Origin of the sequence: Pseudoxanthomonas sp. X-1 (assembly GCF_020042665.1) — a bacterium.
Taxonomy (GTDB): Bacteria; Pseudomonadota; Gammaproteobacteria; order Xanthomonadales; family Xanthomonadaceae; genus Pseudoxanthomonas_A; species Pseudoxanthomonas_A spadix_A.
Map to the genome: position 1 here is coordinate 2,223,602 of NZ_CP083376.1, position 24,161 is coordinate 2,247,762.

A 24,161-nucleotide genomic window follows, 5' to 3' on the forward strand; every position below is an offset into this window, starting at 1 on the left:
GAGGGCGGCCGCATCGTAGGCGCATTTGCATGCCGTCGGAAGCGATTCCGGCGGCCGGCTACGATTGGGGGGCGCACTACTACGATTGGTCCCGAATTGCTTCCCAGCACCACGACGCCACGGCCTGATGGCGGTGCCGGGGCGTGGGTCACTCGCCTCCGGCTCCTTCCCGTGCCGGAGCCACTGCAATGTCCATCGTGCATCACCTCGCCCTGGTCGCGCTGCTTGCGACTGCGTCTCATGCTGCCAACGCTCACACCGACGGAAGCCACACACGCTATTTCAAGCTGATCAATACCAGCTACGACAGCGTGGTGTCGGTTTCGGTGGCACCCGCCGGCGACGGCAATTTTGTACCGATCACGATCGCGCCACTGCTTGGAGGCTTCAACGTGGCGATAATCGAAGTCTCCGGCGCGCATTGCTTGCAAGACTTCCGCATTGGTTTTCGTGGCGGCCGCACATTGCTCTACAGTGATATCAACGTGTGCCGCAGCAGTGGGCTGTACCTGAGGACGATCGATGGCAGGCGCACGGATGTCGATGCAAGGGCCCCGAATACCACGCGCCTGCGCAGCCCTCTCATGCGCGGCTGGTAAGCGGGCTGAGTCTCGAGGCAGGCGCTGGAGGCGTCGCTATTCCGGGTCGTAATCCAGATTCGAGGCCAGCCAGCGTTCGGCCTGGGCCAGGTCCACGCCCTTGCGACGCGCGTAGTCGGCGACCTGTTCCTTGGTGACGCGGCCGACGACGAAGTACTGCGAACCGGGATGGCTGAAGTAGTAGCCGCTCACCGCCGCGGTCGGCAGCATGGCGAAGCTCTCGGTCAGGGTCATGCCGGCGTTGGTCGGCGCATCCAGCAGTTCGAACAGCAGACCCTTCTCGCTGTGTTCGGGGCAGGCCGGATAGCCGGGGGCAGGGCGGATGCCACGGTACTTCTCGGCGATCAGCGCGGCGTTGTCGAGCGCTTCGTCGGCCGCATAGCCCCAGAACTCGGTGCGCACGCGCTGGTGCAGGCGTTCGGCCAGGGCCTCGGCCAGGCGGTCGGCCAGGGCCTTGAGCAGGATCGCGTTGTAGTCGTCGTGCGCGGCCTCGAAGCGCGCCACGTGCGGCTCGATGCCGATGCCCGCGGTCACCGCGAACGCACCGATCCAGTCCTGCTTGCCGCTGTCCTTGGGCGCGATGAAGTCGGCCAGGCAGAAGTCCGGGCGATCGGCCGGCTTGTCGACCTGCTGGCGCAGGAAGCGCAGGAAGTGCCGGGATTGGGGATTCGGGATTGGGGATGGTCGCTGCGAATCCCCAATCTCCAATCCCGAATCCCGGTGGTCCATCAGGACCACCTCCACATCGTCACCCACGCTATTGGCCGGCCACAGGCCGAACACGGCCTTGGCGGTCAGCCATTTCTCCTCGACGATCTGCCTGAGCATCGCCTGCGCATCGCGGAACAGTTCGCTGGCCTGGGCGCCGACCACGGCGTCGGTCAGGATGGCCGGATACTTGCCGAACAGCTCCCAGGCGTTGAAGAACGGCGTCCAGTCGATGCAGTCCACCAGCTCGGCCAGCGGATAGTCGTCCAGCACGGTGACGCCCAGGCGCCTGGGCGCCGGCGGGGTGTAGTGGTCCCAGCCGCCGTCGAACTTCTGCCCGCGCGCCTTGGCCAACGTGACCAGGCGTTTGGCGTCGCCGCGATTCTTGTGGCGCTCGCGGATCTCGGCGTAGTCGGCATCGTTGGCGGCGACGAAGGCGCTGCGCATGTCGCGCGAGATCAGCGACTGCGCCACACCCACCGCGCGCGAGGCGTCCTTGACCCAGATCGTCGGCGCGCTGTAGTGCGGGTCGATCTTCAGCGCGGTGTGCGCGCGCGAGGTGGTGGCGCCGCCGATCATCAGCGGCATCTCGAAGCCCTGGCGCTGCATCTCGCGCGCCACGTGGGTCATCTCCTCCAGCGAGGGCGTGATCAGGCCGGACAGGCCGATGATGTCGGCGTTCTCGGCACGGGCGCGGTCCAGGATGGTCTGGGTCGGCACCATCACGCCCAGGTCGACCACGTCGAAGTTGTTGCAGGCCAGGACCACGCCGACGATGTTCTTGCCGATGTCGTGCACGTCGCCCTTGACCGTGGCCATGATGATCTTGCCGTTGGACTTGCCCACATCGCCGGTGCGCAGCTTCTCCTCCTCGATGAAGGGCAGCAGATAGGCCACCGCCTTTTTCATCACCCGCGCGGACTTCACCACCTGCGGCAGGAACATCTTGCCGGCGCCGAACAGGTCGCCGACCACGTTCATGCCGTCCATCAGCGGGCCTTCGATCACGTCCAGCGGACGCGCGGCCTGGGTGCGCGCCTCCTCGGTGTCGGCCTCGACGTAGGCATCGATACCGTTGACCAGCGCGTGGGCGAGGCGGTCGCGCACCGACTTCTCGCGCCAGGCCAGGTCCTCGACCCGCTTCTCGCCTTTCTTGCCCTTGTAGCGTTCGGCGATCTCCAGCAGGCGCTCGGTGCCGTCCTTGCGGCGGTTGAGGATCACGTCCTCCACGCGCTCGCGCAGCTCCGGGTCCAGGTCGTCGTAGATCGGCAGGGCGCCGGCGTTGACGATGCCCATGTCCATGCCGGCCTTGATGGCGTGGTACAGGAACACCGAGTGGATCGCCGCGCGCACCGTCTCGTTGCCGCGGAAGGAGAAGGACACGTTGGACACGCCGCCGGACACGTGGCAGTGCGGCAGGGAGTCCTTGATGATGCGCGTGGCCTCGATGAAGTCCACCGCGTAGTTGTCGTGCTCCTCGATGCCGGTGGCCACGGCGAAGATGTTGGGATCGAAGATGATGTCCTCGGGCGGGAAGCCGACCCGCTCGGTGAGGATGCGGTAGGCGCGCGTGCAGATCTCGACCTTGCGCGCGCAGGTGTCGGCCTGGCCGGTCTCGTCGAAGGCCATCACCACCGCGGCGGCGCCGTAGCGCAGCACCTTGCGCGCGTGTTCGATGAAGGCGTCCTCGCCCTCCTTCAGCGAGATCGAGTTGACCACGCCCTTGCCCTGCAGGCACTGCAGGCCGGCCTCGATCACGCTCCACTTGGAGCTGTCCACCATCACCGGGATGCGGGCGATGTCCGGCTCGGAGGCGATCAGGTTGAGAAAGCGCACCATCGCCTTCTCCGAGTCGATCAGGCCCTCGTCCATGTTGACGTCGAGGATCTGCGCGCCGTTCTCCACCTGCTGGCGGGCGACCTCCACCGCCTCTTCGTAGCGCTCCTCCTTGATCATCTTGCGGAACTGCGCGCTGCCGGTGACGTTGGTGCGTTCGCCGACATTGACGAACAGCAGTTGCGGTGTGATGACCAGCGGTTCCAGGCCGGACAGGCGGGTGTAGCGGGGCGAGGGTGCAGCAGTGGACATCACCAGACCTTGAAAATCTGTCCGGTCTGCACGCCCTCGATGCTGCGCTGGAAGGCCAGCGCCGCGCGGGCGGCGGGGACCGGTTCGAAACCGGGGAAGAAATCGGCGTAGGCGTCCCACGCCTCGGCCAGGACCGTGGGGCTGACCGCGTTGATGCGCAGGCCGCGCGGCAGTTCGCAGGCCGCCGCGCGCACGAAGCCTTCTACCGCCGCGTTCACCGCGGTGGCGTTGACGCCCTGGGCGATCGGCTGTTCGGCCAGGATGCCGGTGGTCAGCGTGATCGAGCCGCCGTCGTTGAGCTGCCCCTGGCCCAGCAGCGCCAGGCGCACCTGGCCGAGCAGCTTGTCCTGCAGGCCGCTGTCGAACTGGGCCGCGGTCATCTGCGCCAGCGGGCCGAAGTGCACGTTGCCGGTGGTGGAGACGATGGCGTCGAGGCGGCCCACGCGTTCGAACAGCGCCAACACGCTGGACTCGTCGCGCAGGTCGACCGGGTGGCGGGCGTCATGGCGCGAGGCGGCGATCACCTCGTAGCGCGGCGCGAGCAGGGTCTGCACGGCACGCCCGAGCGTGCCGCTGGCCCCGATGAGCAGGATCTTCTTCATGCCCACCTCAGGCCGCCTGCGCCAGGCGCTGCGGCAGCTGGCGCGGCGCGAGGCCGGCCACGGCCTCGGCGATGGCGCGGATATGGTCCGGCGAGGTGCCACAGCAGCCGCCGACCAGGTTCAGCAGGCCGGCGGTGGCGAATTCGTGCAGCGTTTCGGCCATTTCCTCCGGCGTCTCGTCGTACTCGCCGAAGGCATTGGGCAGGCCGGCGTTGGGATGCGCGCTGACGTAGCAGTCGGCCACGGTCGCCAGCGTCTCCACGTGCGGGCGCAGGTCCTTGGCGCCCAGCGCGCAGTTCAGGCCGATCGACAGCGGGCGGGCGTGCATCAGCGAGGTGTAGAACGCTTCGGCCGTCTGCCCGGACAGGGTGCGGCCGGAGGCATCGGTGATGGTGCCGGAGATCATCACCGGCAGCCGTGCGCCGCGGTCGTCGAAGGCCTCCTCGATGGCGAACAGCGCGGCCTTGGCATTGAGCGTGTCGAAGATGGTCTCGACCATGAGCGTGTCGGCGCCGCCGTCGATCAGGCCTTCCACCGCCTCGCGATAGGTCAGGCGCAGGGCCTCGAAGCTGGTGTTGCGGAAGCCCGGGTCGTTGACGTCCGGGCTGATCGAGGCGGTGCGGCTGGTGGGGCCCAGCACGCCGATCACGAAGCGTGGCTTGTCCGGCGTGGTGGCCTCGATGGCGTCGCAGCACTGGCGGGCCACGCGTGCGCCCTCCTTGTTCAATTCGTAGACCAGGTGCTCCAGGTGGTAGTCGGCCTGGCTGACAGCGGTGGCGTTGAAGGTGTTGGTCTCCAGCAGGTCGGCGCCGGCCTCCAGGTAGGCCGTGTGCACGCCGGCGATGACCTGCGGATTGCTGAGCAGCAACAGGTCGTTGTTGCCCTTGAGGTCGTGGCCGTGGTCGCAACCCGGGCCGTGCACATGATCCTGCGCCTGAAGGCTGTCGAAGCCGCCGGCGAAGCGCTCGCCGCGATAGTCGGCTTCCTCCAGTCTGTGGCGCTGGATCATGGTGCCCATCGCGCCATCGATGATCAGGATGCGGCTGGCCAGCGCGTCCAGCAGCAGCTGGGTGCGGGCCGGGTTGAGCCAGGGCAGGGATCGGGTCGTGCTCATGCGGCGCTCCTCACGGCTTGATGCCGGTCAGCGAGATGACTTCGAAATGCGGCGGACGGCGCTCGCGCGTGACCACCTGCAGGCTGGCCACCTGCAGCCCGCTCTTCTCGGCGAACCGGCGCAGCTCGGCCTCGGTGAAGCCCAGGTTGACGTGGCCATAGGCGTTGACCACCGACTGGTGCTCGTGCCGGCCCAGGCTGGAGAGCAGCAGCTTGCCGCCCGGGCGCAGCACGCGCGCGGCCTCGGCCACGGCCTTGGCCGGGCGCTGCGAATAGGTCAGCGCATGCATCAGCACCACCAGGTCGAAGGTGCCGGCCTCGAACGGCAGCGCATGCATGTCACCTTCGCGCACCTCGACATTGGGGAAGCGGCGCAGGCGCTCGCCCGCGGCGGCGACCACGCGCGCACTGGTGTCCACGCAGACGTAGCGGTGTGAATGCGGCGAGAGCAGTTCGGCCAGCACGCCATCGCCGGAGGCGATGTCGAGCACGTCACCGGTGTGCAGCAGCGGCAGGGCGGTGCGCGCCAGCGCTTCCCAGGTGCGGCCGGGCGAGTAGTGCCGCTCCATGTCGCCGGCCACGCTGTCGGCCCAGTTCTGGGTGGCGGCGCGTGCGGCCAGCACCTCGGCCACCCGCTCGGCGTCCTGGCGCAGCAGCGGGTCGTCGCTGCCGGCGCGCAGGCTGCGCCACAGCTCGCGCTGGGCCGGATCCAGGTTGTCCTCGTCGAAGCGGTAGTAGGCCGACACGCCGGCGCGGCGGTCGCGCACCAGGCCCGAATCCTTGAGCCTGGCCAGATGCGTGGACACCCGCGGCTGGGCCAGCCGGGTGATGGCCGACAGCTCGGCCACGGTCAGCTCCTCGCCGGCCAGCAGGGCCAGCAGACGCACGCGGGTGGCGTCGGCGAAGACCTTCAGGCGCGCCGACCAAGCTTCCAGATCCATATTTATCTCTATATCAAGATATGGAGATATTTTGCCGGCGATGCCGGGTCCGGTCAATTCCATACGCAACCGCATGGTGGTTCGCTACAATCCTCGCCATCACCCAATGGGAGGGGAACGACCGTGGATTTCGGATACACCGACGAGCAGCTGATGATCCAGGATGTGGCCCGCCGCATCGCCCAGGAAAAGATCGCGCCCAGCGCCGAGCACTTCGACAAGACCGGCGAGTTCCCGCTGGAGAACATCCAGCTGCTGGGCGAGAACGGCCTGATGGGCATCGAGGTGCCCGACGAGTACGGCGGCGCGGGCATGGACCCGATCAGCTACGTATTGGCGATGATCGAGGTGGCCGCCGGCGACGGCGCGCATTCGACCATCATGTCGGTCAACAACTCGCTGTACTGCACGGGCCTCTTGAAGTTCGGCAACGAGGAACAGAAGCAGACCTACGTGCGCGCCATCGCCGATGGCAGCCAGATCGGCGCCTTCGCCCTGACCGAACCGCAGTCCGGCTCCGACGCCACGGCCATGCGCTGCCGTGCGGTGAAGCAGGCCGACGGCAGCTTCGTGATCAACGGCAAGAAGAGCTGGATCACCTCGGGCCCCGTGGCCAAGTACATCGTGCTGTTTGCCATGACCGATCCGGACAAGGGCGCACGCGGCATCACCGCCTTCATCGTCGACACCGACCGTCCGGGCTTCCATCGCGGCAAGACCGAACCCAAGCTGGGCATCCGCGCCTCGGCCACCTGCGAGATCGAGTTCGCCGACTACGTGGCCCAGCCGGCCGAGGTGATCGGCGAGGAAGGGCAGGGCTTCAAGATCGCCATGGGCGTGCTGGACGCCGGCCGCATCGGCATCGCCTCGCAGGCCATCGGCATCGCCCGCGCCGCCTACGAGAAGACGGTCGAATACGTGAAGGAGCGCAAGGCCTTCGGCGCGCCGATCGGCACCTTCCAGATGACCCAGGCCAAGATCGCAGACATGAAGTGCAAGCTGGACGCGTCGTTGCTGCTGACCCTGCGCGCCGCCTGGCTCAAGGGCCAGGGCAAGCCCTTCAGCAGCGAGGCGGCCATCGCCAAGCTCACCGCCTCGGAGGCGGCGATGTGGATCACCCACCAGGCCGTGCAGATCCATGGCGGCATGGGCTATTCCAAGGAAATGCCGCTGGAGCGCTACTTCCGCGATGCCAAGATCACCGAGATCTACGAAGGCACCAGCGAGATCCAGCGCCTGGTGATCGCGCGCGCGGAGACCGGACTGCGCTGAAAACCGCGCCGGGCGCCGGGCGACCCTGGCGTGCCGGCGACTTTGCATTTGCGGTCGGCACCAAAGCCCCGACCGTCGTTCCCGCGCGCGCGGGAACCCAGGGACGTTCGCCCGGGCAAGCACAAGGCGATGGATTCCCGCGTTCGCGGGAATGAGGGTCTGGTTGGTGCTTGCTGATTTGAAACTTTGGCGTCATGTGCGGCGCCTCTTCACGAGATAAGCCGGCCGCTTAACGCCACCGTGGAAGCCGCCGTGGCGGCGATGAGGCTTTATCGGTAAAGCCCATCGCCGCCATGGCGGCTCCCACCAAGCAAGACCTGTGCAGGACCTCCCCAAGCAACACCGAGCCCCAAAACAGGAAGCCCCGGCATGGCCGGGGCTTCCTGCGTTTCACGACCTCAGGTCAGGCGGTCAGTGACCGCCATGCCCCTGCGGGGTGTCCTGGCGCGGCGGCTGGCCGTCCTGCCCGCCATCCTGGTGCGAGGCCAGGTACTCCTTGGAGGGCTCGTCCATCTTGTCGCCCAGCAGGCGCCGCACCACGATGAAGAACATCGGGATCAGCAGCAGGCCCAGCACCGTGGCGAACACCATGCCGCCGATCACGCCGGTGGAGATCGCGTGGCGGGCATTGGCGCCGGCGCCGGTGGAGATGGCCATCGGCACCACGCCCATGATGAAGGCGAAGGAGGTCATCAGGATCGGGCGCATGCGCAGGTGCGCGGCGTTGACGATGGCATCGTGCAGCGTGCGGCCCTGCGCGCGCTCCATCACCGCGAACTCGACGATCAGGATCGCGTTCTTCGCCGCCAGGCCGATGACCGTGATCAGGCCGATCTGGAAGAAGATGTCGTTGGACAGGCCACGCAGCATGGTGAAGGCCAGCGCGCCCAGGGCGCCCAGCGGCACCACCAGCAGCACCGACACCGGGATCGACCAGCTCTCGTACAGCGCCGCCAGGCACAGGAAGACCACGACCAGCGACAGCACCAGCAGCAGGGTCTGGCTGTTGCCGGCCAGGATTTCCTGGTAGCTCATGCCCGACCAGTCGAAGCCGAAGCCGGGCGGCAGCTTGTCGTGGACGATGCCTTCCATGGTGTTCATGGCCTGGCCGGAGGAGCTGCCCGGCGCCGGCGAGCCATTGATGTTGACCGCCGAATAGCCGTTGTAGCGCGCCAGCGACGGCGGCAGCGAGGCCCAGCTGGTCGACACCACGTTGGACAGCGGGATCATCGACGGATTGCCCTGCGCATCGCTCTGGGTGCTGCTGGGGACGTAGAACTGCTCCAGCGACTCGGGCCCGGTGCGGAACGGCGCGTCGGCGCGCATGTTCACGCGCTTGATGCGGCCGCCGTAGAAGAAGTCGTTGACGTAGACCGGCGCCAGCATCAGCTGGATGGAGTTGTAGATGTCGCTGACCGACAGGCCCATCGACTGCGCCTGCACGCGGTCGACCTTCAGCTGCAGCTGCGGAGCGTTCTCCAGCGTGTTGGGACGCACCTGCATCAGCGACTTGTCCTGCGAGGCGATGCCCAGCAGCTGGTTGCGCGCCGCCATCAGCGCATCCTGGCCGGCGCCGGTGCGGTCCTGCAGCCACATGTCGAAGCCGCCGAACTGGCCCAGGCCCTGGATCGTGGGCAGGTTGACCACGAAGATCTGCGCACCCTTGATGCCCTGCAGCGCGCCGTTGGCCTGGCCGATGAACTGGGTGGCGCCCGGACGTTCATCCCAGGGCTTGAGGCGGATGAAGGCCATGCCCACGTTCTCGCCCTGGCCCAGGAAGCTGAAGCCGGTGATCTGCATCATGCCTTCGAAGCCGTCCAGCTTGCCCAGCGTGCCGCGGATCTGGTCCATGACCTTGTTGGTCTGCTGCATCGGCGTGCCCGGCGGGGCCTGCACGATCGCCAGCGCGTAGCCCTGGTCCTCTTCGGGGATGAAGCTGGTGGGGATACGGGTGAAGAGGAAGCCGGTCAGCACCACCAGCACGGCGAACAGCAGCATCCAGCGCGGCGCGTGCCTCACCTGGCGGCCGATCATGCCGACGTAGCTCTTCTCGGTCTTGCCGTAGTACTTCTCGAAGGTCCGGAAGACGATGTTCTTCTTCTCGTGGCTGTTCTCCTCATGCTGCTTGAGGAAGCTGGCGCACAGCGAGGGCGTGAAGCCCAGCGCCAAGAAGGCCGAGAAGCCCATCGAGATGGCGATGGTCAGCGCGAACTGCTTGTAGATCTCGCCCGAGGCGCCGCCCTGCAGGGCCGAGGGGATGAACACCGCCGCCAGCACCACGGTGATGGCCACCACCGCGCCGGTGATCTGCTCCATCGCCTTGATCGTGGCCTCGCGCGGCGGCAGCTTCTCCTCGGCCATGATGCGCTCGACGTTCTCGATCACCACGATCGCATCGTCCACCACGATGCCGATCGCCAGCACCATCGCGAACATGGTCAGCTGGTTGATGGTGAAGCCGATGATGTCCAGGCCGCAGAAGGTGCCCAGCAGCGCCACCGGGATCACCAGGGTGGGGATGACCGTGGCGCGGAAGTTCTGCAGGAAGATCAGCATCACCAGGAACACCAGGATGATGGCCTCGATCAGCGTGTGGACCACTTCCTCGATGGAGATCTTGACGAAGGTGGTGGTCTCGTACGGCGTGAACCAGGTGACGCCCGGCGGGAAGCTGGCCGACAGGTCGTTCATCTTGGCGGTGACCGCGTCGTACACGTTCAGCGCGTTGGCGCCCGGCAGCAGCTGGATGGCGAAGGCGCCGACCGGCTTGCCGTTGTACTTGGTGTCGAAGCCGTAGTTCTGCGCGCCGAAGCCGATCCGCGCCACGTCCTTCAGGCGCACCGTCGCGCCGTCGCTGTCAGCGCGCAGGATGATGTTCTCGAACTGCGCCGGATCGGTGAAGCGTCCTTCGGCCGAGACGGTGACCTGGAAGGCCTGGCCCTCAGGCGCCGGGGCCGAGCCCATCGCGCCGGCGGCGAACTGCACGTTCTGCGCCTGGACCGCCGCCATCACCTGGCTGGCCGACATGTTGTAGCCCTGCAGCTTCAGCGGGTCCAGCCAGATGTTCATGGCGTACTCGGAACCGAAGTGCTGGGTGCTGCCCACGCCCGGCACGCGCGCGATCTGGTCGAGCACGCGCGAGGCGATGATGTCGTTGAGGTGGTTGCGGTCGATCGAGGCGTTGTCCGACTGCACGCCGACCACCATCAGGAAGCCGGCGTTGGCCTTGGCCACCACCACGCCCTGCGCGGTGACCTCGGTGGGCAGGCGCGGCTGGGCCAGCGAGACCTTGTTCTGCACCTGCACCTGGGCGATGTCCGCGTTGGTGCCGGTCTGGAAGGTCAGGGTGATCGTCGCGCGGCCGGACGAGCTGGAGGTCGAGCTGAAGTACAGCAGGTTGTCGATGCCGGTCAGCTGCTGCTCGATCACCTGGGTGACCGAACGCTCGGTGGTGTCCGCGCTGGCGCCGGGATAGGTCGCCTGCACCGTGATCTGCGGCGGCGCGACGTTGGGGTAGGACTCGATACCCATATTGAGGATCGAGATCACGCCGGCCAGCGCGATCAGGATCGCGACGACCCAGGCGAAGACCGGGTGATTGATGAAGAACTTGGGCATGGCAGCGAATCCTTACTTGGCCTGGTCTTGCGCAGGCTTCTGGGCGTCGCCCTGCTTGGCATCGGCGCCCGCGGCGGGCGGCTGCTGACCCTGACCGGCGGCGCCCTGCTGGGCGGCGGCCTTGGCCTGCTCGTACGGCACGGCCTTGACCTGGCCGCCTTCCTTGGCCTTCTGCAGGCCGATGCCGATCACCCGGTCACCGGTCTTGAGGCCGTCGGTGACGACCCACTTGCGGTCCACCGGCGCGGTTTCCATCTGCACGTCCTTGCGCGCGACCTTGCCGTCGGCGCCGACGACCATGGCATAGGCGCCGTTGGTATCGCGCTGGATGGCTTCCTGCGGCACCAGGAACACGCCGCTGCGGGTGCCGAGGTCGGCATCGACGGTCACGAAGCTGCCCGGCAGCAGGGCCTTGTCGGGATTGGGCACCGTGGCGCGCAGCGAGACCGCGCCGGTGGCCTGGTCGACCACCACGTCGGAGAAGTCGAGCGTGCCGACCTGGTCGTAGACCTGGCCGGTGGGCAGCTTGATCTTGACCTTGGTGTCCCGGGTGTCCGACAGGCTGACGCTGCCCTGGCCCTGGGCCTGGCGCAGCGACTGCAGCTCGGAGGAGCTCATGGTGAAGTTGACGTAGAGCGGATCGATCTGGTCCACGGTGGTCAGCAGGGTCACGCCCTCGGCGCCGACCAGCGCGCCCTCGGTGACCTGCTGCTTGCCGGCGCGGCCGGAGATCGGGGCGGTGACGTTGGCGTAGCCCAGGTTGATCTGGGCGTTGGTCACCGCGGCCTTGGCCTGCTGCAGGGCGGCCGCGGCGCTGCGCTCGGCCGCTTCGGCATCGTCCAAGTCGGACTGGGACACGTACTGCTGCGGCGCCAGCTTGCGCGCGCGCTGGGCGGCGATGTGGGCGTTGGTGTAGGTGGCCTGGGCCGAGGCCTGCTGGCCCTGGGCCGAGCTGAGATCGGCCTGCAGCGGGGCCGGGTCGATCTTGAACAGGACCTGGCCTTCCTTGACGTCGGTGCCTTCCTCGTAGACGCGCTTGAGCAGCACGCCGGGCACGCGGGCGCGGACGTCGGCGCTGCGCACCGGCGCCAGGCGGCCGCTGAGCGCGCGGGTCAGCGGCACGCTGGTCGGCTGCATGTCGATCACGCCCACTTCCGGCGGCGGCGGAGCCTGCTGCTCCTCCTTCTTGCAGGCGGCCAGGGCCAGCACGAGGGCGAAGCTGAGCAGGAGCGGGCGGGTTGGGGCGGTCATGGGAGAGGGCTCCGGGAAAACGATAGGGTGGTGAAGTCGTTGGAATCAGCGGCGGCGCTAGCAGCGGGCGGTGGACGTCTCGGGCCCGAAGGCTCGCAGGAAGGCGTCGACCGCCTGGTGCGCCCAGGCGCGTCGCGCGGCGGCCCGGCGCTGGGGCATGGCGAAGCGCAGGCGCTCCAGGTCCAGGCCCAGCAGCATGCCAAACAGCAGCTCGGCCGACGCGTGCGGATCGTCATGCCGCAGCAGACCGGCCTGCATGGCCTGGGACAGCCATTTGGCCAGATGCTGGTGCAGGCGTTCGCCGCCATCGCGCCAGATGCCGCGCGCCTCTTCGGGGAACTGCGGAGACTCCGCGCCAAAGAGCAGGAAGGCGGCGACCACGTCGGGTTCCGCCAACTGCTCCAGGTACTCCTCGGCGAAGGCCAGCAGCGGCGCGCGCACGCCGCCGGCGAAACTGCCCAGCCGCGCGGTGGTCAGCTGCAGCTGGTCGTGCATCAGATCCTGCAGCAGGGCGTGCTTGCTGCCGAACTGCGAGTACAGCGTCTGCTTGGAACACCCCGCACGCTGCGCGACGGCTTCCATGCTCACCCGGAAGCCCTGCTCGGCCATCAGCGAGCGCATGGCGTCGAAGACCCGCTGGCGGCGCTCGGCAGCGGTCGAAGGGGCGTGGGGCTGGCTCATCGGGGCTGGACTATACCGTCCAGTTCAGAATTTGAACACCCCGAAAACGCAGTTGCCATGCGGCTTGTGCGGGGTTGTGAAAACGAGGTGATGAAGCGGTGACGGGATGGACAGATGACGACCGTTTATCCGCGCGATGCGACGGCGCGTCATCCGCCGACACGACGGCCTGGCGCTTGCAAACGCCCACAAACCATGCACACACGGCATGGGTCGGCACCATCGATCATGATGCCGCGCAACACGAAGGTTTAAGCAGGCAGGCCTACAATGCGCGATTAACTTCCTTCGATGTAAGCGACTGTATGAGCACCACCGGCAGCAGGCTCCGCAACAAATCCGCTTCCACCTCCAAGGCCCCCCCGGCCAGCGCTTCCAGCAAGTCCCGCAGCAAGCCCGCCAAGGCCGTCGCGCCGTCGGTCAAGCCCGCCTCCGCAGCCGCGTCCAGGACGCGCCCCGCCAAGCCGGGTGCGCCGTCCGCGGCGTTCTCGCTGCAGCCGATCCATGACGCCCTGAAGACGCTGGTGCCCGGTGCGAAGCGCGAGCAGGCCCAGGTCTTCGCCGATGCCTTCTACCGGCGCATGGAGCAGGACGAGTTCCCGCATCACAGCGCACAGGGCTGGGCCGCGATGGCGGTGGACATGCTGGAGTTCGCGCGCGTGCGCAAGCCCGGTACCGCCAACGTGCGCGTGTTCAACGCCAGCGCCAAGGCCAACGGCTGGGAGTCCTCGCACTCGGTGCTGCAGATCGTCAACGACGACATGCCCTTCCTGGTCGATTCGGTGAGCATGGCCCTGGCCGCGATGGGCGTGGGCGTGCACGTGCTGGGCCATCCGGTGGTGCGCTTCGAGCGCGACAAGTCGGGCAAGGCCACGGCCGTGGGCGAGGGCAAGGCCGAGTCGCTGATGATGCTGGAGATCGACCGCCAGCCGGCCGAGGCGATGCCGCGCATCGAGGCCGAGATCCGCCGCGTGCTGGCCGAGGTGCGGCAGATCGTCGGCGACTGGGGCGCGATGCGCGAGAAGATGCTGGCCGTGGCCGAGGACCTTGCCACGCGCCGCATGCCGGTCTCCGATGGCATGCGCCGGGAGACGCAGGAGTTCCTGCAGTGGGCGGCCAACGATCACTTCACCTTCTTCGGCTATCGCGAGTACCGCGTGCAGAAGCAGGGCGGCGAGGACGTGCTGGTGCCGCAGGAGGACACCAGCCTGGGCCTGATGCGCGGCCACGCCTCGGGCAAGCCGCGCGCGGTGCGCTCGCTGGCGGCCAACCTGCTCAACGAGGCCGGCGAAGCCGAGGCGATGATCCTGACCAAGACCAACGCGCGCGCCACGGTGCACCGCAAGGGCTACATGGACTACATCGGCGTGCTGTCCTTCGACGCCAGCGGCCGCATCACCGGCGAACAGCGCTTCCTGGGCCTGTTCACCTCCAGCGCCTACAACCGCCGGCCGTGGGAGATCCCGCTGGTGCGCGAGCGCCACGAGCACGTCATGCGCCAGTCCGGCCTGTCGCCCAACAGCCACAGCGGCAAGGCGCTGCGCCACATCCTGGAGACGCTGCCGCGCGAGGAACTGTTCCAGTCGCGCCAGGACGAGCTGGCGCGCACCGCGATGGGCATCCTGGGCCTGCAGGAGCGGGTCCGCAGCAAGCTGTTCCTGCGCCGCGACCGCTACGGGCGCTTCTGGTCGGCGCTGGTGTACGTGCCGCGCGACCGCTTCAACACCCAACTGCGCCTGCGCATCGAGACGCTGATGAAGGAGGCCCTGCACGGCGACGCGGTGGACACCACCGTGCAACTGGGCGAATCGCCGCTGGCGCAGCTGCACCTGACCGTGCGCCCGCGCCCGGGCGAGGAGGTCAGCGTCGATGCGGCCGAGCTGGAGGCGCGCCTGTCGCACCTGCTGCGCAACTGGCAGGACGACCTGCGCGAACTGCTGATCCAGCGCCACGGCGAGGCGCGCGGGCTGGCGCTGGCGTCGAACTTCGGCCGCGCCCTGCCGCAGTACTACATCGAGAACGTCTCGGCCGAACTGGCCGCCGACGACGTCGAGCGCCTGGCCCAGCTCAAGGACGCGCAGGACCTGAGCCTGAGCCTGTACCGCTCGCCGCGGCACCGCGACGGCGAGGGCGCGCTGCGCCTGAACCTCTATCACCTGGGCATCGACATCCCGCTGTCCGACGCGCTGCCGCTGATGGAGAACATGGGCCTGCGCGTGATCTCCGAGCATCCCTTCCGCCTGGAGCTGGACGGGCGGGTGGCTTACATCCAGGAGTTCGAGGTCGAACCGGCCGTCGGCGACATCGACGTGGCCGCGCGCGCGGAGGACTTCGACGAGGCCTTCGCCCGGGTCTGGCGCGGCGATGCCGAGAACGATCGCTTCAACCGCCTGGTGCTGCGCGCCGGCCTGACCTGGCGCCAGGTCGCGGTGCTGCGCGGCTACACCAAGTACCTGCTGCAGACCGGGGTGCCGTTCACCCAGGCCTCGGTCGAGGACACGCTGGGCCGCTATCCGCTGCTGGCCGCGCTGCTGGTGCGGCTGTTCGAAGTGCGCTTCGACCCGACGCTGGACGGCAAGGCCAAGGCCCGTGACGGCAAGCGCGCCGAAGCGGCGGCGCAGGCGCTGCTGGCCCTGGCCGACGCCGCCGACGAAGACACGCACAAGGCGCTGCAGGCGCTGGCGCAGGCCGTCACCCAGTCGCGCGCCGCGCAGACCGAGGCCGTGCATGCGGCCATGCTCAAGCTGCTGGATGGCGTCTCCAGCCTGGACGACGACCGCATCCTGCGCAGCCTGATGGGCACCATCGAGGCCACGCTGCGCACCAGCTACTACCAGGTCGGCAAGGACGGCGCGCCGGCGCACACGATCAGCTTCAAGTTCGATTCGGCCAAGGTGCCGGACCTGCCCAAGCCGCGCCCGTACCGCGAGATCTTCGTCTGCGGCCCGCGCGTGGAAGGCGTGCACCTGCGCTTCGGCGCGGTGGCGCGTGGCGGCCTGCGCTGGTCGGACCGCCGCGACGATTTCCGCACCGAGGTGCTGGGCCTGGTCAAGGCGCAGATGGTCAAGAACACGGTGATCGTGCCCGTGGGCGCCAAGGGCGGCTTCTACGTCAAGCAGTCGCCGGCCAGCGGCGAGCGCGATGCGGTCATGGCCGAGGGCATCGCCTGCTACAAGATGTTCATCCAGGGCCTGCTGGACATCACCGACAACATCGTCGGCGGCAAGATCGTGCCGCCGGTGGACGTGGTGCGCCACGACGGCGACGACCCCTACCTGGTGGTGGCCGCCGACAAGGGCACGGCGACCTTCTCCGACATCGCCAACGGCCTGGCCATCGACCACGGCTTCTGGCTGGGCGATGCCTTCGCCTCGGGCGGTTCGGTCGGCTATGACCACAAGGGCATGGGCATCACCGCCAAGGGCGCGTGGGAGTCGGTCAAGCGCCACTTCCGTGCCCTGGGCCGCGACTGCCAACGCCAGGACTTCACCGTGGTCGGCATCGGCGACATGTCCGGCGACGTGTTCGGCAACGGCATGCTGCTGTCCGAACACATCCGCCTGGTGGCCGCATTCGACCATCGCCACATCTTCCTGGATCCCAATCCGGATGCGGCCAGGTCCTTCGCCGAGCGCGCGCGCATGTTCAAGCTGCCGCGCTCGTCCTGGGCCGACTACGACACCAAACTGATCTCCGCCGGCGGCGGCGTGTTCCCGCGCTCGCTCAAGACCATCCCGCTGAGCCCGCAGGTCAAGCAGGCGCTGGGGCTGGACGCGGGCATCGCGGCGCTGTCGCCGACCGAGCTGCTCAGCGCCATCCTCAAGGCGCCGGTAGACCTGCTGTGGAACGGCGGCATCGGCACCTACGTCAAGTCCGCACAGGAGACCAATGCCGACGTCGGCGACCGCGCCAACAACGCGCTGAGGGTCAACGGCGGCCAGCTGCGCTGCAAGGTGGTGGGCGAAGGCGGCAACCTGGGGCTGACCCAGCTGGGCCGCATCGAGGCGGCGCAGAACGGCGTCTTGCTCAACACCGACTTCATAGACAACTCCGCCGGCGTGGACACCTCCGACCACGAGGTCAACATCAAGATCCTGCTCGACGGCGTGGTGCGGCAGAAGAAGCTCACCGAAGCGGCGCGCAACGCCCTGCTGGCGAGCATGACCGACGAGGTCGGCCAGCTGGTGCTGACCGACAACTACCGCCAGAACCAGGCGCTGAGCCTGATGGAACGCATGAGCGTCTCGCGCCTGGGCTCCAAGCAGCACTTCGTGCAGGTGCTGGAGGCGCGCGGCCTGCTGGACCGGCAGATCGAATACCTGCCCAGCGACGCCGAGTTCGCCGACCGCAAGGCACGCGGACTGGGCCTGACCCGGCCGGAGCTGTCGGTGCTGCTGTCCTACGCCAAGCTGGTGGCCTTCGCCGAGCTGCTGCACACCGACATCCCCGAGGACCCTTACCTGTCCAAGGAGCTGCAGCGCTACTTCCCGCATCCGCTGCAGAAGAAGTACGCCGCGCAGATGGAGCAGCACCGCCTCAAGCGCGAGATCATCGCCACCGCGGTGACCAACTCGACCATCAACCGCATGGGGGCCACCTTCCTGCTGCGCATGCAGGAGGACACCGGCCGCGACATCGGCGAGGTCGCCAAGGCCTACACCATCACCCGCGAGACGCTGGACGCGCGGGCGCTGTGGGCGCAGATCGACGCGCTGGACGGCAAGGTGGCCGAGGCGGTGCAGATCGACGCCCTGCAGGTGATCTGGAAGCTGCAGCGCAACTTCACCCGCTGGCTGCTGGGCCGCCCGGGACCGATCCCGGCCATCGCCACCGCGGTGGAGCGCTACCACGCCGGCTTCAACGACATCCGCGCGGCCGATGGCGTGCTGCCCGATTCGCTGCGTCCGGCCTACGAGGCCGCGCTGGCCGACTGGAAGGCCAAGGGTCTGCCCGATGCGCTGGCCGGCCAGCTGGCGGCGCTGCCGTACCTGGAACCGTCGGCGGACATCATCGAACTGGCACGCGCGCACAAGCTCTCGGCCGTGGCCGTGTCCAAGGTGTACTACCGCCTGGGCGACGCGCTGCACCTGCCGTGGCTGTTCGCGCAGATCGACGCGCTGCAGGTCGATGGCCGCTGGCATGCGGTGGCCCGTGGCGTGCTGCGCGACGAGCTGTCCGCCCATCTGCGCGCGATGACCGCCCAGGTGCTGGCCCTGCCGGGCGACAGCGCCGAGGCCAAGGTGGCGCGCTGGATACAGCGCGACGATCCCACGCTGCGCTTCACCCGCTCCATGCTCGACGACATCGCCGCCCAGCGCACGCTGGACTACCCGACCGCCTCGGTCGCGGTGCAACGCCTGTCGCAGCTGACCTGACCCAGGTCGGCTAGACACCCACGCGGGGCCGGGTGGCGACATCCGGCCCCGCGTGTTTCGACGCCATTGGAAGACGCCACACGCGCCGCGGGCGGGCGCCGGGTATCCTTCACCGCATGACCGCGCCGCGCCTTGCCTTTCTCGCCAGCCATACCGAAGCCGCACAGCAGGCCCTGGCCCAGCTGAGCCAGCGCTACGGCCAGCACGCCCCGGACCAGGCCGACATCCTGGTGCCGCTGGGCGGCGATGGCTTCATGCTGCAGACCCTCCATCGCCACGGCCTGCTCGGCAAGCCGGTGTTCGGCATGAAGCTGGGCACCGTGGGCTTCCTGATGAACCATCATCGCGACGACGACGATCTGCCCGCGCGCATCGCTGCGGCCGAGCCGACCAAGCTGCGCCCGCTGGAGATGCGCGCGCAGACCGAGTCGGGCATCGAAGTGACCTCGCTGGCCTACAACGAGGTCTCGTTGCTGCGCCAGACCCGCCAGGCGGCGCAGCTGCGCGTGGATCTCAACGGCCAGACCCGCATCGAGGAGATGACCGGCGACGGCGTGCTGGTGGCCACGCCGGCCGGCAGCACCGCCTACAACTACTCCGCGCATGGCCCGATCCTGCCGCTGGGCAGCCACACCATCGCCCTGACCCCGATCGCGCCGTACCGCCCGCGCCGCTGGCGCGGCGCCATCCTCAAGGCCGACACCGAGGTGCGCATCGAGGTGCTGGATCCCTACAAGCGCCCGGTCAGCGCCACCGCCGATTCGCACGAGTTCCGCAATGTCACCGAGGTGACCATCCACGAATCGCGCACGCAGACCGTGACCCTGCTGTTCGACCCGGAGCACAACCTGGAAGAGCGGATCCTGAGCGAGCAGTTTCTGGTCTGAGGCGTGGCCAGAGGCATGGGCCCAGAGGCCAGAGCCCGCAAAAGCATCACGACGACTGGCAACTCGACCATTCGCAGCACCAACGAAATCCTTCTGATCCCGAATCCCGAATCCCTGCTAGATGCCCGACAACAGCCCCCGCCTGCTCACCGTCGCGGTCACCTCGCGCGCCCTGTTCGACCTGGAGGAAAGCCACGCGCTGTGGCAGGCCGAAGGGCTGGACGCGTACGCCGCCTACCAGCGTGCGCACGAGGATGACGTGCTGGGACCGGGCGTGGCCTTCACCGTGGTGCGCAAGCTGCTGGCGCTCAACCAGGGCGCGCCGGCCGACACGCCTCGGGTCGAGGTGATCCTGCTGTCGCGCAACTCGGCCGACACGGGCCTGCGCATCTTCAATTCGATCCAGCACTACGGCCTGGGCATCGTGCGGGCCACCTTTACCGCCGGCGAGCCGACCTGGCCTTACGTCAAGCCCTTCGGCACCGACCTGTTCCTCTCGGCCAACCCCGATTCGGTGCGCAGCGCGCTCAGCCACGGCATCGCCGCGGCGACCATCCTGCCCAAGCCGCCGGGCGAACGCGCCGAGGAGGCGGCCGCCGCCGCCGGCGAGCTGCCCGCGGGGCGGCTCTCCAACCAGCTGCGCATCGCCTTCGACGGCGATGCGGTGATCTTCGGCGACGAGAGCGAGCGCATCTCGCGCGAGCAGGGCGTGGAAGCGTTCGGCCGCCACGAGCAGGAGAAGGCGCGCGAGCTGCTCTCCGGCGGGCCGTTCCGTGGCTTCCTCGCCGCGCTGCATCAGCTGCAGGCCGCGTTCCCGCCCGGCGAGCACGCGCCGATCCGCACGGCCCTGGTCACCGCGCGCTCGGCGCCGGCGCACGAGCGCGTGATCCGCACTCTGCGCGAATGGGGCGTGCGCCTGGACGAGGCGCTGTTCCTGGGCGGCCGCCACAAGGGCCCGTTCCTGGCCGCCTTCGGCGCGGACATCTTCTTCGACGACTCCCAGCACAACATCGACAGCGCGCACCCGCATACCGCGGCGGGGCATGTGCCGCATGGCGTGGCGAACGAGAAGTAGCGTGGAGGAGTGAGTAAGAGCGGCGGCGCTCCGCTCACTCTTTTCCGCTCGATCCTGGCCTCAAAGAGGCAACCGGATATCCGTCAACTTCCACACCAGGCCCTGGCGCTCGAACACGAAGGTGATCGGCGCGCCGCTGTCGGTGCGGGTGGTGGCGGTAAAGCGTGATAAGGATTCGTAGTGGTGTTCGGCGCCCTTGAGCGGTTCGGCGGGCGCGGGTGGGCCGTAGGTGTCGCCGTTGGCGGTGTCGCCAAGGGCGCGCTTCCACACCGAACGCCCCTGCAGGATCGCGGCGATGCCGGTCGGAGTGACCATCGCATCGACGCCCACGCCGGCCGCGCCGCCGGCCAGCGAGAGCGCCAGCGCGCCGAGGAAGCTCGACTGCGCATCGACGCCGGCCGCGCGGACCATGCGGTCCTGCACCTGCGCATGCAGATTGAGGCGCAGGGCAGGGAAGTCGACGTAGCGGTCCAGCCTGGCCGTGTCCTGCGCGGCTAGCGCGTCGCGGATGCCGTGGATGGCGATGTACGGCCCCGCCGCGACGAAGCACGCCAGCAGCAGCAAGGCCAGGGGCGGAATCGCCCAGATCCACTTCCGCATCGACGCTCCTCAGGTTTTCGATCGTCCCGAAGCGTACAGACTACCGCCGCCGTCATCGTCAAGGCCGCCATTGGTCATGCTTGTGGTCGCGCGCCGCGGGTGAAACCATGGGGCACGTTCATGCGAACCCGGGGGATCTGCATGTCGAAGGCGTGGTGGGGACTGATGCTGGCGTTGTCCTGCATCGGATCGGGGACGGCGGCCGTGCCGCAGGCGCCGCAGATCGAGGTGGTCGATCGCGATGTCGCGCTGTTCTGGCAGGCCTATGATCGGGTCAAGGCGGTGCCGGACCGGGCGCAGCAGATCCAGCTGCTGCAGACGACCTATCTGGATCGGGGCAGTCCCGGGCTGGCCACATTTGCGCTGGCCAAGCAGTACGACGCGGCGACCTACGTCGATGCGATCCGCGCCTATCCAGGCTACTGGGACTCGGTGCGGCCGCGCACTGCGCTGGCCCGCCCTGCGCTGGACAAGGTCCAGCGACACCTGCGGCGGTTCGCGAGCCTGTACCCGGCGCTGAAGCCGGCCGGCATCTACTTCGAGGTCGGCGCGCTGCGCTCGGCCGGCACCACGCAGGGCGACAAGGTCCTGATCGGCGTGGAGATGGCCACGGGCGATGAGAGCGTCGACCTGTCGCAGATGCCCGAACGCCTGCAGCGCTTCTTCCGCGCCTACTTCGCCAGCCGACCGCTGGAGAACCTGAACCTGCTGGTGATCCACGAGACCGTGCACACCCAGCAGCGCGGCGAACGCGGCAGCCTGCTGGCCCAGGCGGTCTACGAAGGCGTCGCCGACTTCGTGGCCGAGCAGGTCACCGGCCGGCTGCCGGATCTGCCCTACGTCCATTACGGTCCGGCGCACGACGCGGCCATCCGTGCGGCGTTCCGCAAGGACATGGCCGGCAACGACTACAGCGGCTGGCTCTACAACAACACCGACAACGCCTTCGGCACCCGCGACCTGGGGTATTACGTCGGCTACGCCATCTGCCAGGCCTACTATCAACGCAGCGCGGACAAGATCCAGGCGCTGGCCGGGATGATCGAGCTGGACTACGCGGACGCCGCCGCCGTGCAGCGCTTGGTCGATGCCTCGGGCTACTTCGCCCCGGAGGAGTAGAGCCTCAGGTCCTTCAGAACTCCAGGTCCAGCGCCGCGCACAGGTAGTCCACGAAGGGCCCCAGCGCGGCCAGGTCCGCGGCCAGGGTCTGGCGCAGCCGCGGCCCGGTCATCGTCGCATCGTCCAGCGAGCGCCAGAACACGAAGTTCTTGTGCTTGAGATCGTCGATGAACGCGAACTCGGCCGGAAACCCGCGCGGTGCGCGGCTCAGCATCTCCGATTCCTCGAACTCGAAGCGCCTGCGGAAGGCCGGCGCATGCGCGGCGGCCTTCCACGTCATCGGGTTGTCGAAGATGAACTGCCGCAGCTTGCGCAGGGTGTCGGCTTCCGGATGCCACAGGCCGGCACCGACGAAGCTCTCGCCCGGCTGCAGGTGGATGTAGAACGAAGGCGCGGGCACCTGCTTGCGGCGCTCGTGATAGAGCCGCGCGCCCTGCCACAGCTTGTAGGGCGACTTGTCGTTGGAGAAGCGCGCATCGCGATAGATGCGGAACAGCGAGCCGCCGACCGTCTTCGGGTCGGAGCGGAACTTGTCGCTGACCGCAGCCAGGTCCGGCTGCAGGTCGGTCAGCAGGCGCAGGAACGGCTGGCGCACGTGATCCTCGTACTGCTGCTTGTGCGCGTTGAACCAGGGCTTGTCGTTGTGGCGCGCCAGCGCCTTGAGGAACTTGAAGCTGGCGTCGGAGAAATAGGTGCTCATGCAGCGAACGGGTCCCGAATCAGGTCGACAGCGTGGCGGTGGGGCGGCTAAGGCGGCGTGCAGAGGTCACAGTCCGATCCGCAGCTCGCGTCCCCACAGCTCCAGGCGATCCAGCAGCACCTGCTTGCCGCCCTCCATGGCGGGGTCGGCGCGCAGCTGGGCGATCTGCGCGAAGTAGTCGGGCAGGCTCTGCTCGGACAGCACGGTGCCCGGCGCCAGGCGCGTGCGCCGGTACTCGTCCCAGCGCGCGCGCTCGTCGGCATCGAGCGCCTCGGGCCAGTTGCGCGCGCGGTAGCGGAACAGCAGCGCGTCCAGTCGCGCGTCCTTGAATCCAAACGCGCGCGTGCCCAGCTGCGCCGGCGGGGTGCCACGCACTTCGGCCAGCTTGCGCCGGTCGCCCTCGGCCAGGAAGCCGTGGTACAGCGACGCGTCGGCGTCGGGCGTCTCCTGCGCGCGTTCGCTGGCGAACACCTGGCGCACCTTCTCGGCCACCGCCGGCGCATGCGCGCGCAGCAGCTCGGCCTGGGCCTGCACGGCCTCGGGGACGATGCCCAGGCGCGCGAAATCGTCGCCGCGCAGGTACTGCCAGGGCACCAGCGCGGGGCAGCGGTTGAGGTGGACTTCCTTCAGCGGCACGCGGCGCACGTCGTCGGGCAGGTCGGCGCGCGGGGTGTAGAGCCGGTCGGCGATCTCCTGCGCGTCCAGGTCCAGCAGCGCCTGCGCGTCGCCGTCCAGGTCCAGCACGATGACGCGGCTGTCGATGCGCGGATGGCGCGCCACCGGCAGCACCGGCGCGGCGCACAGGCGCTGGGCGGGGTAGCGCTGGGAGACGTGCAGCACCGGCGTCATCGCCACGGTATCCAGCAGGCCGGCGACGAAGCGCTTGTTGCGCAGCTGCAGCGCGTAGTCCCACAGGCGCGGTTGCGCCCGGCGCATGGCGCGGGCGATGCCGAGCGTGGCGCGCACGTCGGACATGGCCTCGTGCGCCTCGCCGGTGCGCACGTCGTTGGCCAGGGCCAGGTGTTCGAGCTTGAACGAGGTGCCCTTGCCGTCCTCGCGCTGCGGCCAGTGCACACCCTCCGGGCGCAGGGCATGGAACAGCCGGGCCACGTCCAGCAGGTCCCAGCGGCAGTTGCCGCCGCGCCATTCGCGCTCGTAGGGATCGAAGAAGTTGCGGAACAGGCCGTGACGCACGAACTCGTCGTCGAAGCGCAGCGTGTTCCAGCCCAGCGTGCAGGTCTCCGGCCGCGCCATCTCGTCGAAGATGCGCGCCATCGCCTCGCATTCGCGCACGCCCTCGGCCAGGGCCTGCTGCGGGGTGATGCCGGTGATCAGGGTGGCGATGGGCGAGGGCAGTAGGTCGTCGGCCGGCTGCACGTAGAAGGTGACCGGGTCCTCGATCGGGTTCAGCGCCACATCGGTGCGCTGGGCGGCGAACTGGGCGATGCGCGTGCGGCGCGGGTCCTGGCCGAAGGTCTCCAGGTCGTAGAAGAGGAAGCTTTCAGCCATCGGGACATGACGCGACGAACGGC

The 24,161-nt window shown here is 68.5% G+C and carries 16 protein-coding genes; 6 read left to right on the plus strand and 10 right to left on the minus strand.

Features of this window, described 5'->3' with window-relative positions:
- Positions 1–188 precede the first annotated feature (188 nt).
- Positions 189–599, plus strand: coding sequence for a hypothetical protein (locus tag LAJ50_RS09855; RefSeq protein ID WP_130552010.1), 411 nt, complete (start codon positions 189–191; stop codon positions 597–599).
- A 36-nt stretch (positions 600–635) separates the two neighbouring features.
- Here LAJ50_RS09855 and metH read toward each other — a convergent pair whose 3' ends face one another.
- From metH to LAJ50_RS09875, 4 genes are read right to left on the minus strand one after another with little or no spacing between them, the layout of a single operon-like run.
- Positions 636–3,395, minus strand: coding sequence for a methionine synthase (gene metH / locus LAJ50_RS09860; RefSeq protein ID WP_138651115.1), 2,760 nt, complete (start codon positions 3,393–3,395; stop codon positions 636–638).
- A complete protein-coding gene (locus LAJ50_RS09865) occupies positions 3,395–3,997 on the minus strand; it encodes a short chain dehydrogenase (RefSeq protein ID WP_130552008.1) in 603 nt (200 codons plus the stop codon). The genes metH and LAJ50_RS09865 overlap by 1 nt, the downstream gene beginning before the upstream one ends.
- A gap of 7 nt (positions 3,998–4,004) precedes the next feature.
- A complete protein-coding gene (locus LAJ50_RS09870) occupies positions 4,005–5,111 on the minus strand; it encodes a homocysteine S-methyltransferase family protein (protein WP_130552007.1) in 1,107 nt (368 codons plus the stop codon).
- A 10-nt stretch (positions 5,112–5,121) separates the two neighbouring features.
- Positions 5,122–6,051: a metalloregulator ArsR/SmtB family transcription factor gene (locus LAJ50_RS09875; RefSeq protein WP_130552006.1), complete on the minus strand. Its 930-nt coding sequence runs from the start codon at positions 6,049–6,051 to the stop codon at positions 5,122–5,124.
- A gap of 123 nt (positions 6,052–6,174) precedes the next feature.
- Here LAJ50_RS09875 and LAJ50_RS09880 point away from each other — a divergent pair, with 123 nt between their 5' ends.
- A complete protein-coding gene (locus LAJ50_RS09880; protein WP_130552005.1) occupies positions 6,175–7,323 on the plus strand; it encodes an acyl-CoA dehydrogenase family protein in 1,149 nt (382 codons plus the stop codon).
- A 411-nt stretch (positions 7,324–7,734) separates the two neighbouring features.
- Here LAJ50_RS09880 and LAJ50_RS09885 read toward each other — a convergent pair whose 3' ends face one another.
- Genes LAJ50_RS09885 through LAJ50_RS09895 form a run of 3 tightly spaced genes read right to left on the minus strand, consistent with a single transcriptional unit; the run spans position 7,735 to position 12,873 of the window.
- On the minus strand, positions 7,735–10,941 hold the full coding sequence (locus LAJ50_RS09885; RefSeq protein ID WP_138651114.1) for a multidrug efflux RND transporter permease subunit: 3,207 nt from the start codon (positions 10,939–10,941) through the stop codon (positions 7,735–7,737).
- 12 nt (positions 10,942–10,953) lie between these two features.
- A complete protein-coding gene (locus LAJ50_RS09890; RefSeq protein ID WP_130552003.1) occupies positions 10,954–12,192 on the minus strand; it encodes an efflux RND transporter periplasmic adaptor subunit in 1,239 nt (412 codons plus the stop codon).
- Between the two features lie 57 nt (positions 12,193–12,249).
- The gene (locus tag LAJ50_RS09895) at positions 12,250–12,873 is read right to left on the minus strand and encodes a TetR/AcrR family transcriptional regulator (protein WP_130552002.1); all 624 of its coding nucleotides are present in this window, start codon (positions 12,871–12,873) and stop codon (positions 12,250–12,252) included.
- 305 nt (positions 12,874–13,178) lie between these two features.
- Here LAJ50_RS09895 and LAJ50_RS09900 point away from each other — a divergent pair, with 305 nt between their 5' ends.
- From LAJ50_RS09900 to LAJ50_RS09910, 3 genes are all read left to right on the plus strand, one after another.
- Positions 13,179–18,248, plus strand: coding sequence for an NAD-glutamate dehydrogenase domain-containing protein (locus LAJ50_RS09900; protein WP_138651113.1), 5,070 nt, complete (start codon positions 13,179–13,181; stop codon positions 18,246–18,248).
- A 116-nt stretch (positions 18,249–18,364) separates the two neighbouring features.
- Positions 18,365–19,135: an NAD kinase gene (locus LAJ50_RS09905; protein ID WP_130552000.1), complete on the plus strand. Its 771-nt coding sequence runs from the start codon at positions 18,365–18,367 to the stop codon at positions 19,133–19,135.
- A gap of 121 nt (positions 19,136–19,256) precedes the next feature.
- Positions 19,257–20,210, plus strand: a complete 954-nt coding sequence (locus LAJ50_RS09910; RefSeq protein ID WP_138651112.1) for a 5'-nucleotidase — start codon at positions 19,257–19,259, stop codon at positions 20,208–20,210.
- Between the two features lie 60 nt (positions 20,211–20,270).
- On the opposite strand, the gene LAJ50_RS09915 is transcribed toward LAJ50_RS09910, so the two are convergent.
- On the minus strand, positions 20,271–20,810 hold the full coding sequence (locus tag LAJ50_RS09915; protein WP_138651111.1) for a DUF2939 domain-containing protein: 540 nt from the start codon (positions 20,808–20,810) through the stop codon (positions 20,271–20,273).
- A 141-nt stretch (positions 20,811–20,951) separates the two neighbouring features.
- Between LAJ50_RS09915 and LAJ50_RS09920 the strand changes: the two genes are divergently transcribed.
- Entirely contained in the window at positions 20,952–21,929 is a 978-nt protein-coding gene (locus LAJ50_RS09920; RefSeq protein ID WP_138651110.1) for a DUF2268 domain-containing putative Zn-dependent protease, read from the plus strand.
- A gap of 13 nt (positions 21,930–21,942) precedes the next feature.
- Here LAJ50_RS09920 and LAJ50_RS09925 read toward each other — a convergent pair whose 3' ends face one another.
- The gene (locus LAJ50_RS09925) at positions 21,943–22,629 is read right to left on the minus strand and encodes a DUF2461 domain-containing protein (protein WP_138651109.1); all 687 of its coding nucleotides are present in this window, start codon (positions 22,627–22,629) and stop codon (positions 21,943–21,945) included.
- Between the two features lie 66 nt (positions 22,630–22,695).
- Positions 22,696–24,138, minus strand: a complete 1,443-nt coding sequence (gene sbcB, locus LAJ50_RS09930; protein ID WP_138651108.1) for an exodeoxyribonuclease I — start codon at positions 24,136–24,138, stop codon at positions 22,696–22,698.
- Positions 24,139–24,161: the final 23 nt, after the last annotated feature.

Coding starts and splice junctions, on each gene's coding strand:
- LAJ50_RS09920 (WP_138651110.1), top strand. CDS start 20,952: ATGTCGAAGGCGTGGTGGGGACTGATGCTGGCGTTGTCCTGCATCGGA.
- metH (WP_138651115.1), bottom strand. CDS start 3,395: ATGTCCACTGCTGCACCCTCGCCCCGCTACACCCGCCTGTCCGGCCTG.
- LAJ50_RS09870 (WP_130552007.1), bottom strand. CDS start 5,111: ATGAGCACGACCCGATCCCTGCCCTGGCTCAACCCGGCCCGCACCCAG.
- LAJ50_RS09900 (WP_138651113.1), top strand. CDS start 13,179: ATGAGCACCACCGGCAGCAGGCTCCGCAACAAATCCGCTTCCACCTCC.
- LAJ50_RS09895 (WP_130552002.1), bottom strand. CDS start 12,873: ATGAGCCAGCCCCACGCCCCTTCGACCGCTGCCGAGCGCCGCCAGCGG.
- LAJ50_RS09865 (WP_130552008.1), bottom strand. CDS start 3,997: ATGAAGAAGATCCTGCTCATCGGGGCCAGCGGCACGCTCGGGCGTGCC.
- LAJ50_RS09905 (WP_130552000.1), top strand. CDS start 18,365: ATGACCGCGCCGCGCCTTGCCTTTCTCGCCAGCCATACCGAAGCCGCA.
- sbcB (WP_138651108.1), bottom strand. CDS start 24,138: ATGGCTGAAAGCTTCCTCTTCTACGACCTGGAGACCTTCGGCCAGGAC.
- LAJ50_RS09855 (WP_130552010.1), top strand. CDS start 189: ATGTCCATCGTGCATCACCTCGCCCTGGTCGCGCTGCTTGCGACTGCG.
- LAJ50_RS09890 (WP_130552003.1), bottom strand. CDS start 12,192: ATGACCGCCCCAACCCGCCCGCTCCTGCTCAGCTTCGCCCTCGTGCTG.
- LAJ50_RS09885 (WP_138651114.1), bottom strand. CDS start 10,941: ATGCCCAAGTTCTTCATCAATCACCCGGTCTTCGCCTGGGTCGTCGCG.
- LAJ50_RS09875 (WP_130552006.1), bottom strand. CDS start 6,051: ATGGATCTGGAAGCTTGGTCGGCGCGCCTGAAGGTCTTCGCCGACGCC.
- LAJ50_RS09915 (WP_138651111.1), bottom strand. CDS start 20,810: ATGCGGAAGTGGATCTGGGCGATTCCGCCCCTGGCCTTGCTGCTGCTG.
- LAJ50_RS09910 (WP_138651112.1), top strand. CDS start 19,257: ATGCCCGACAACAGCCCCCGCCTGCTCACCGTCGCGGTCACCTCGCGC.
- LAJ50_RS09925 (WP_138651109.1), bottom strand. CDS start 22,629: ATGAGCACCTATTTCTCCGACGCCAGCTTCAAGTTCCTCAAGGCGCTG.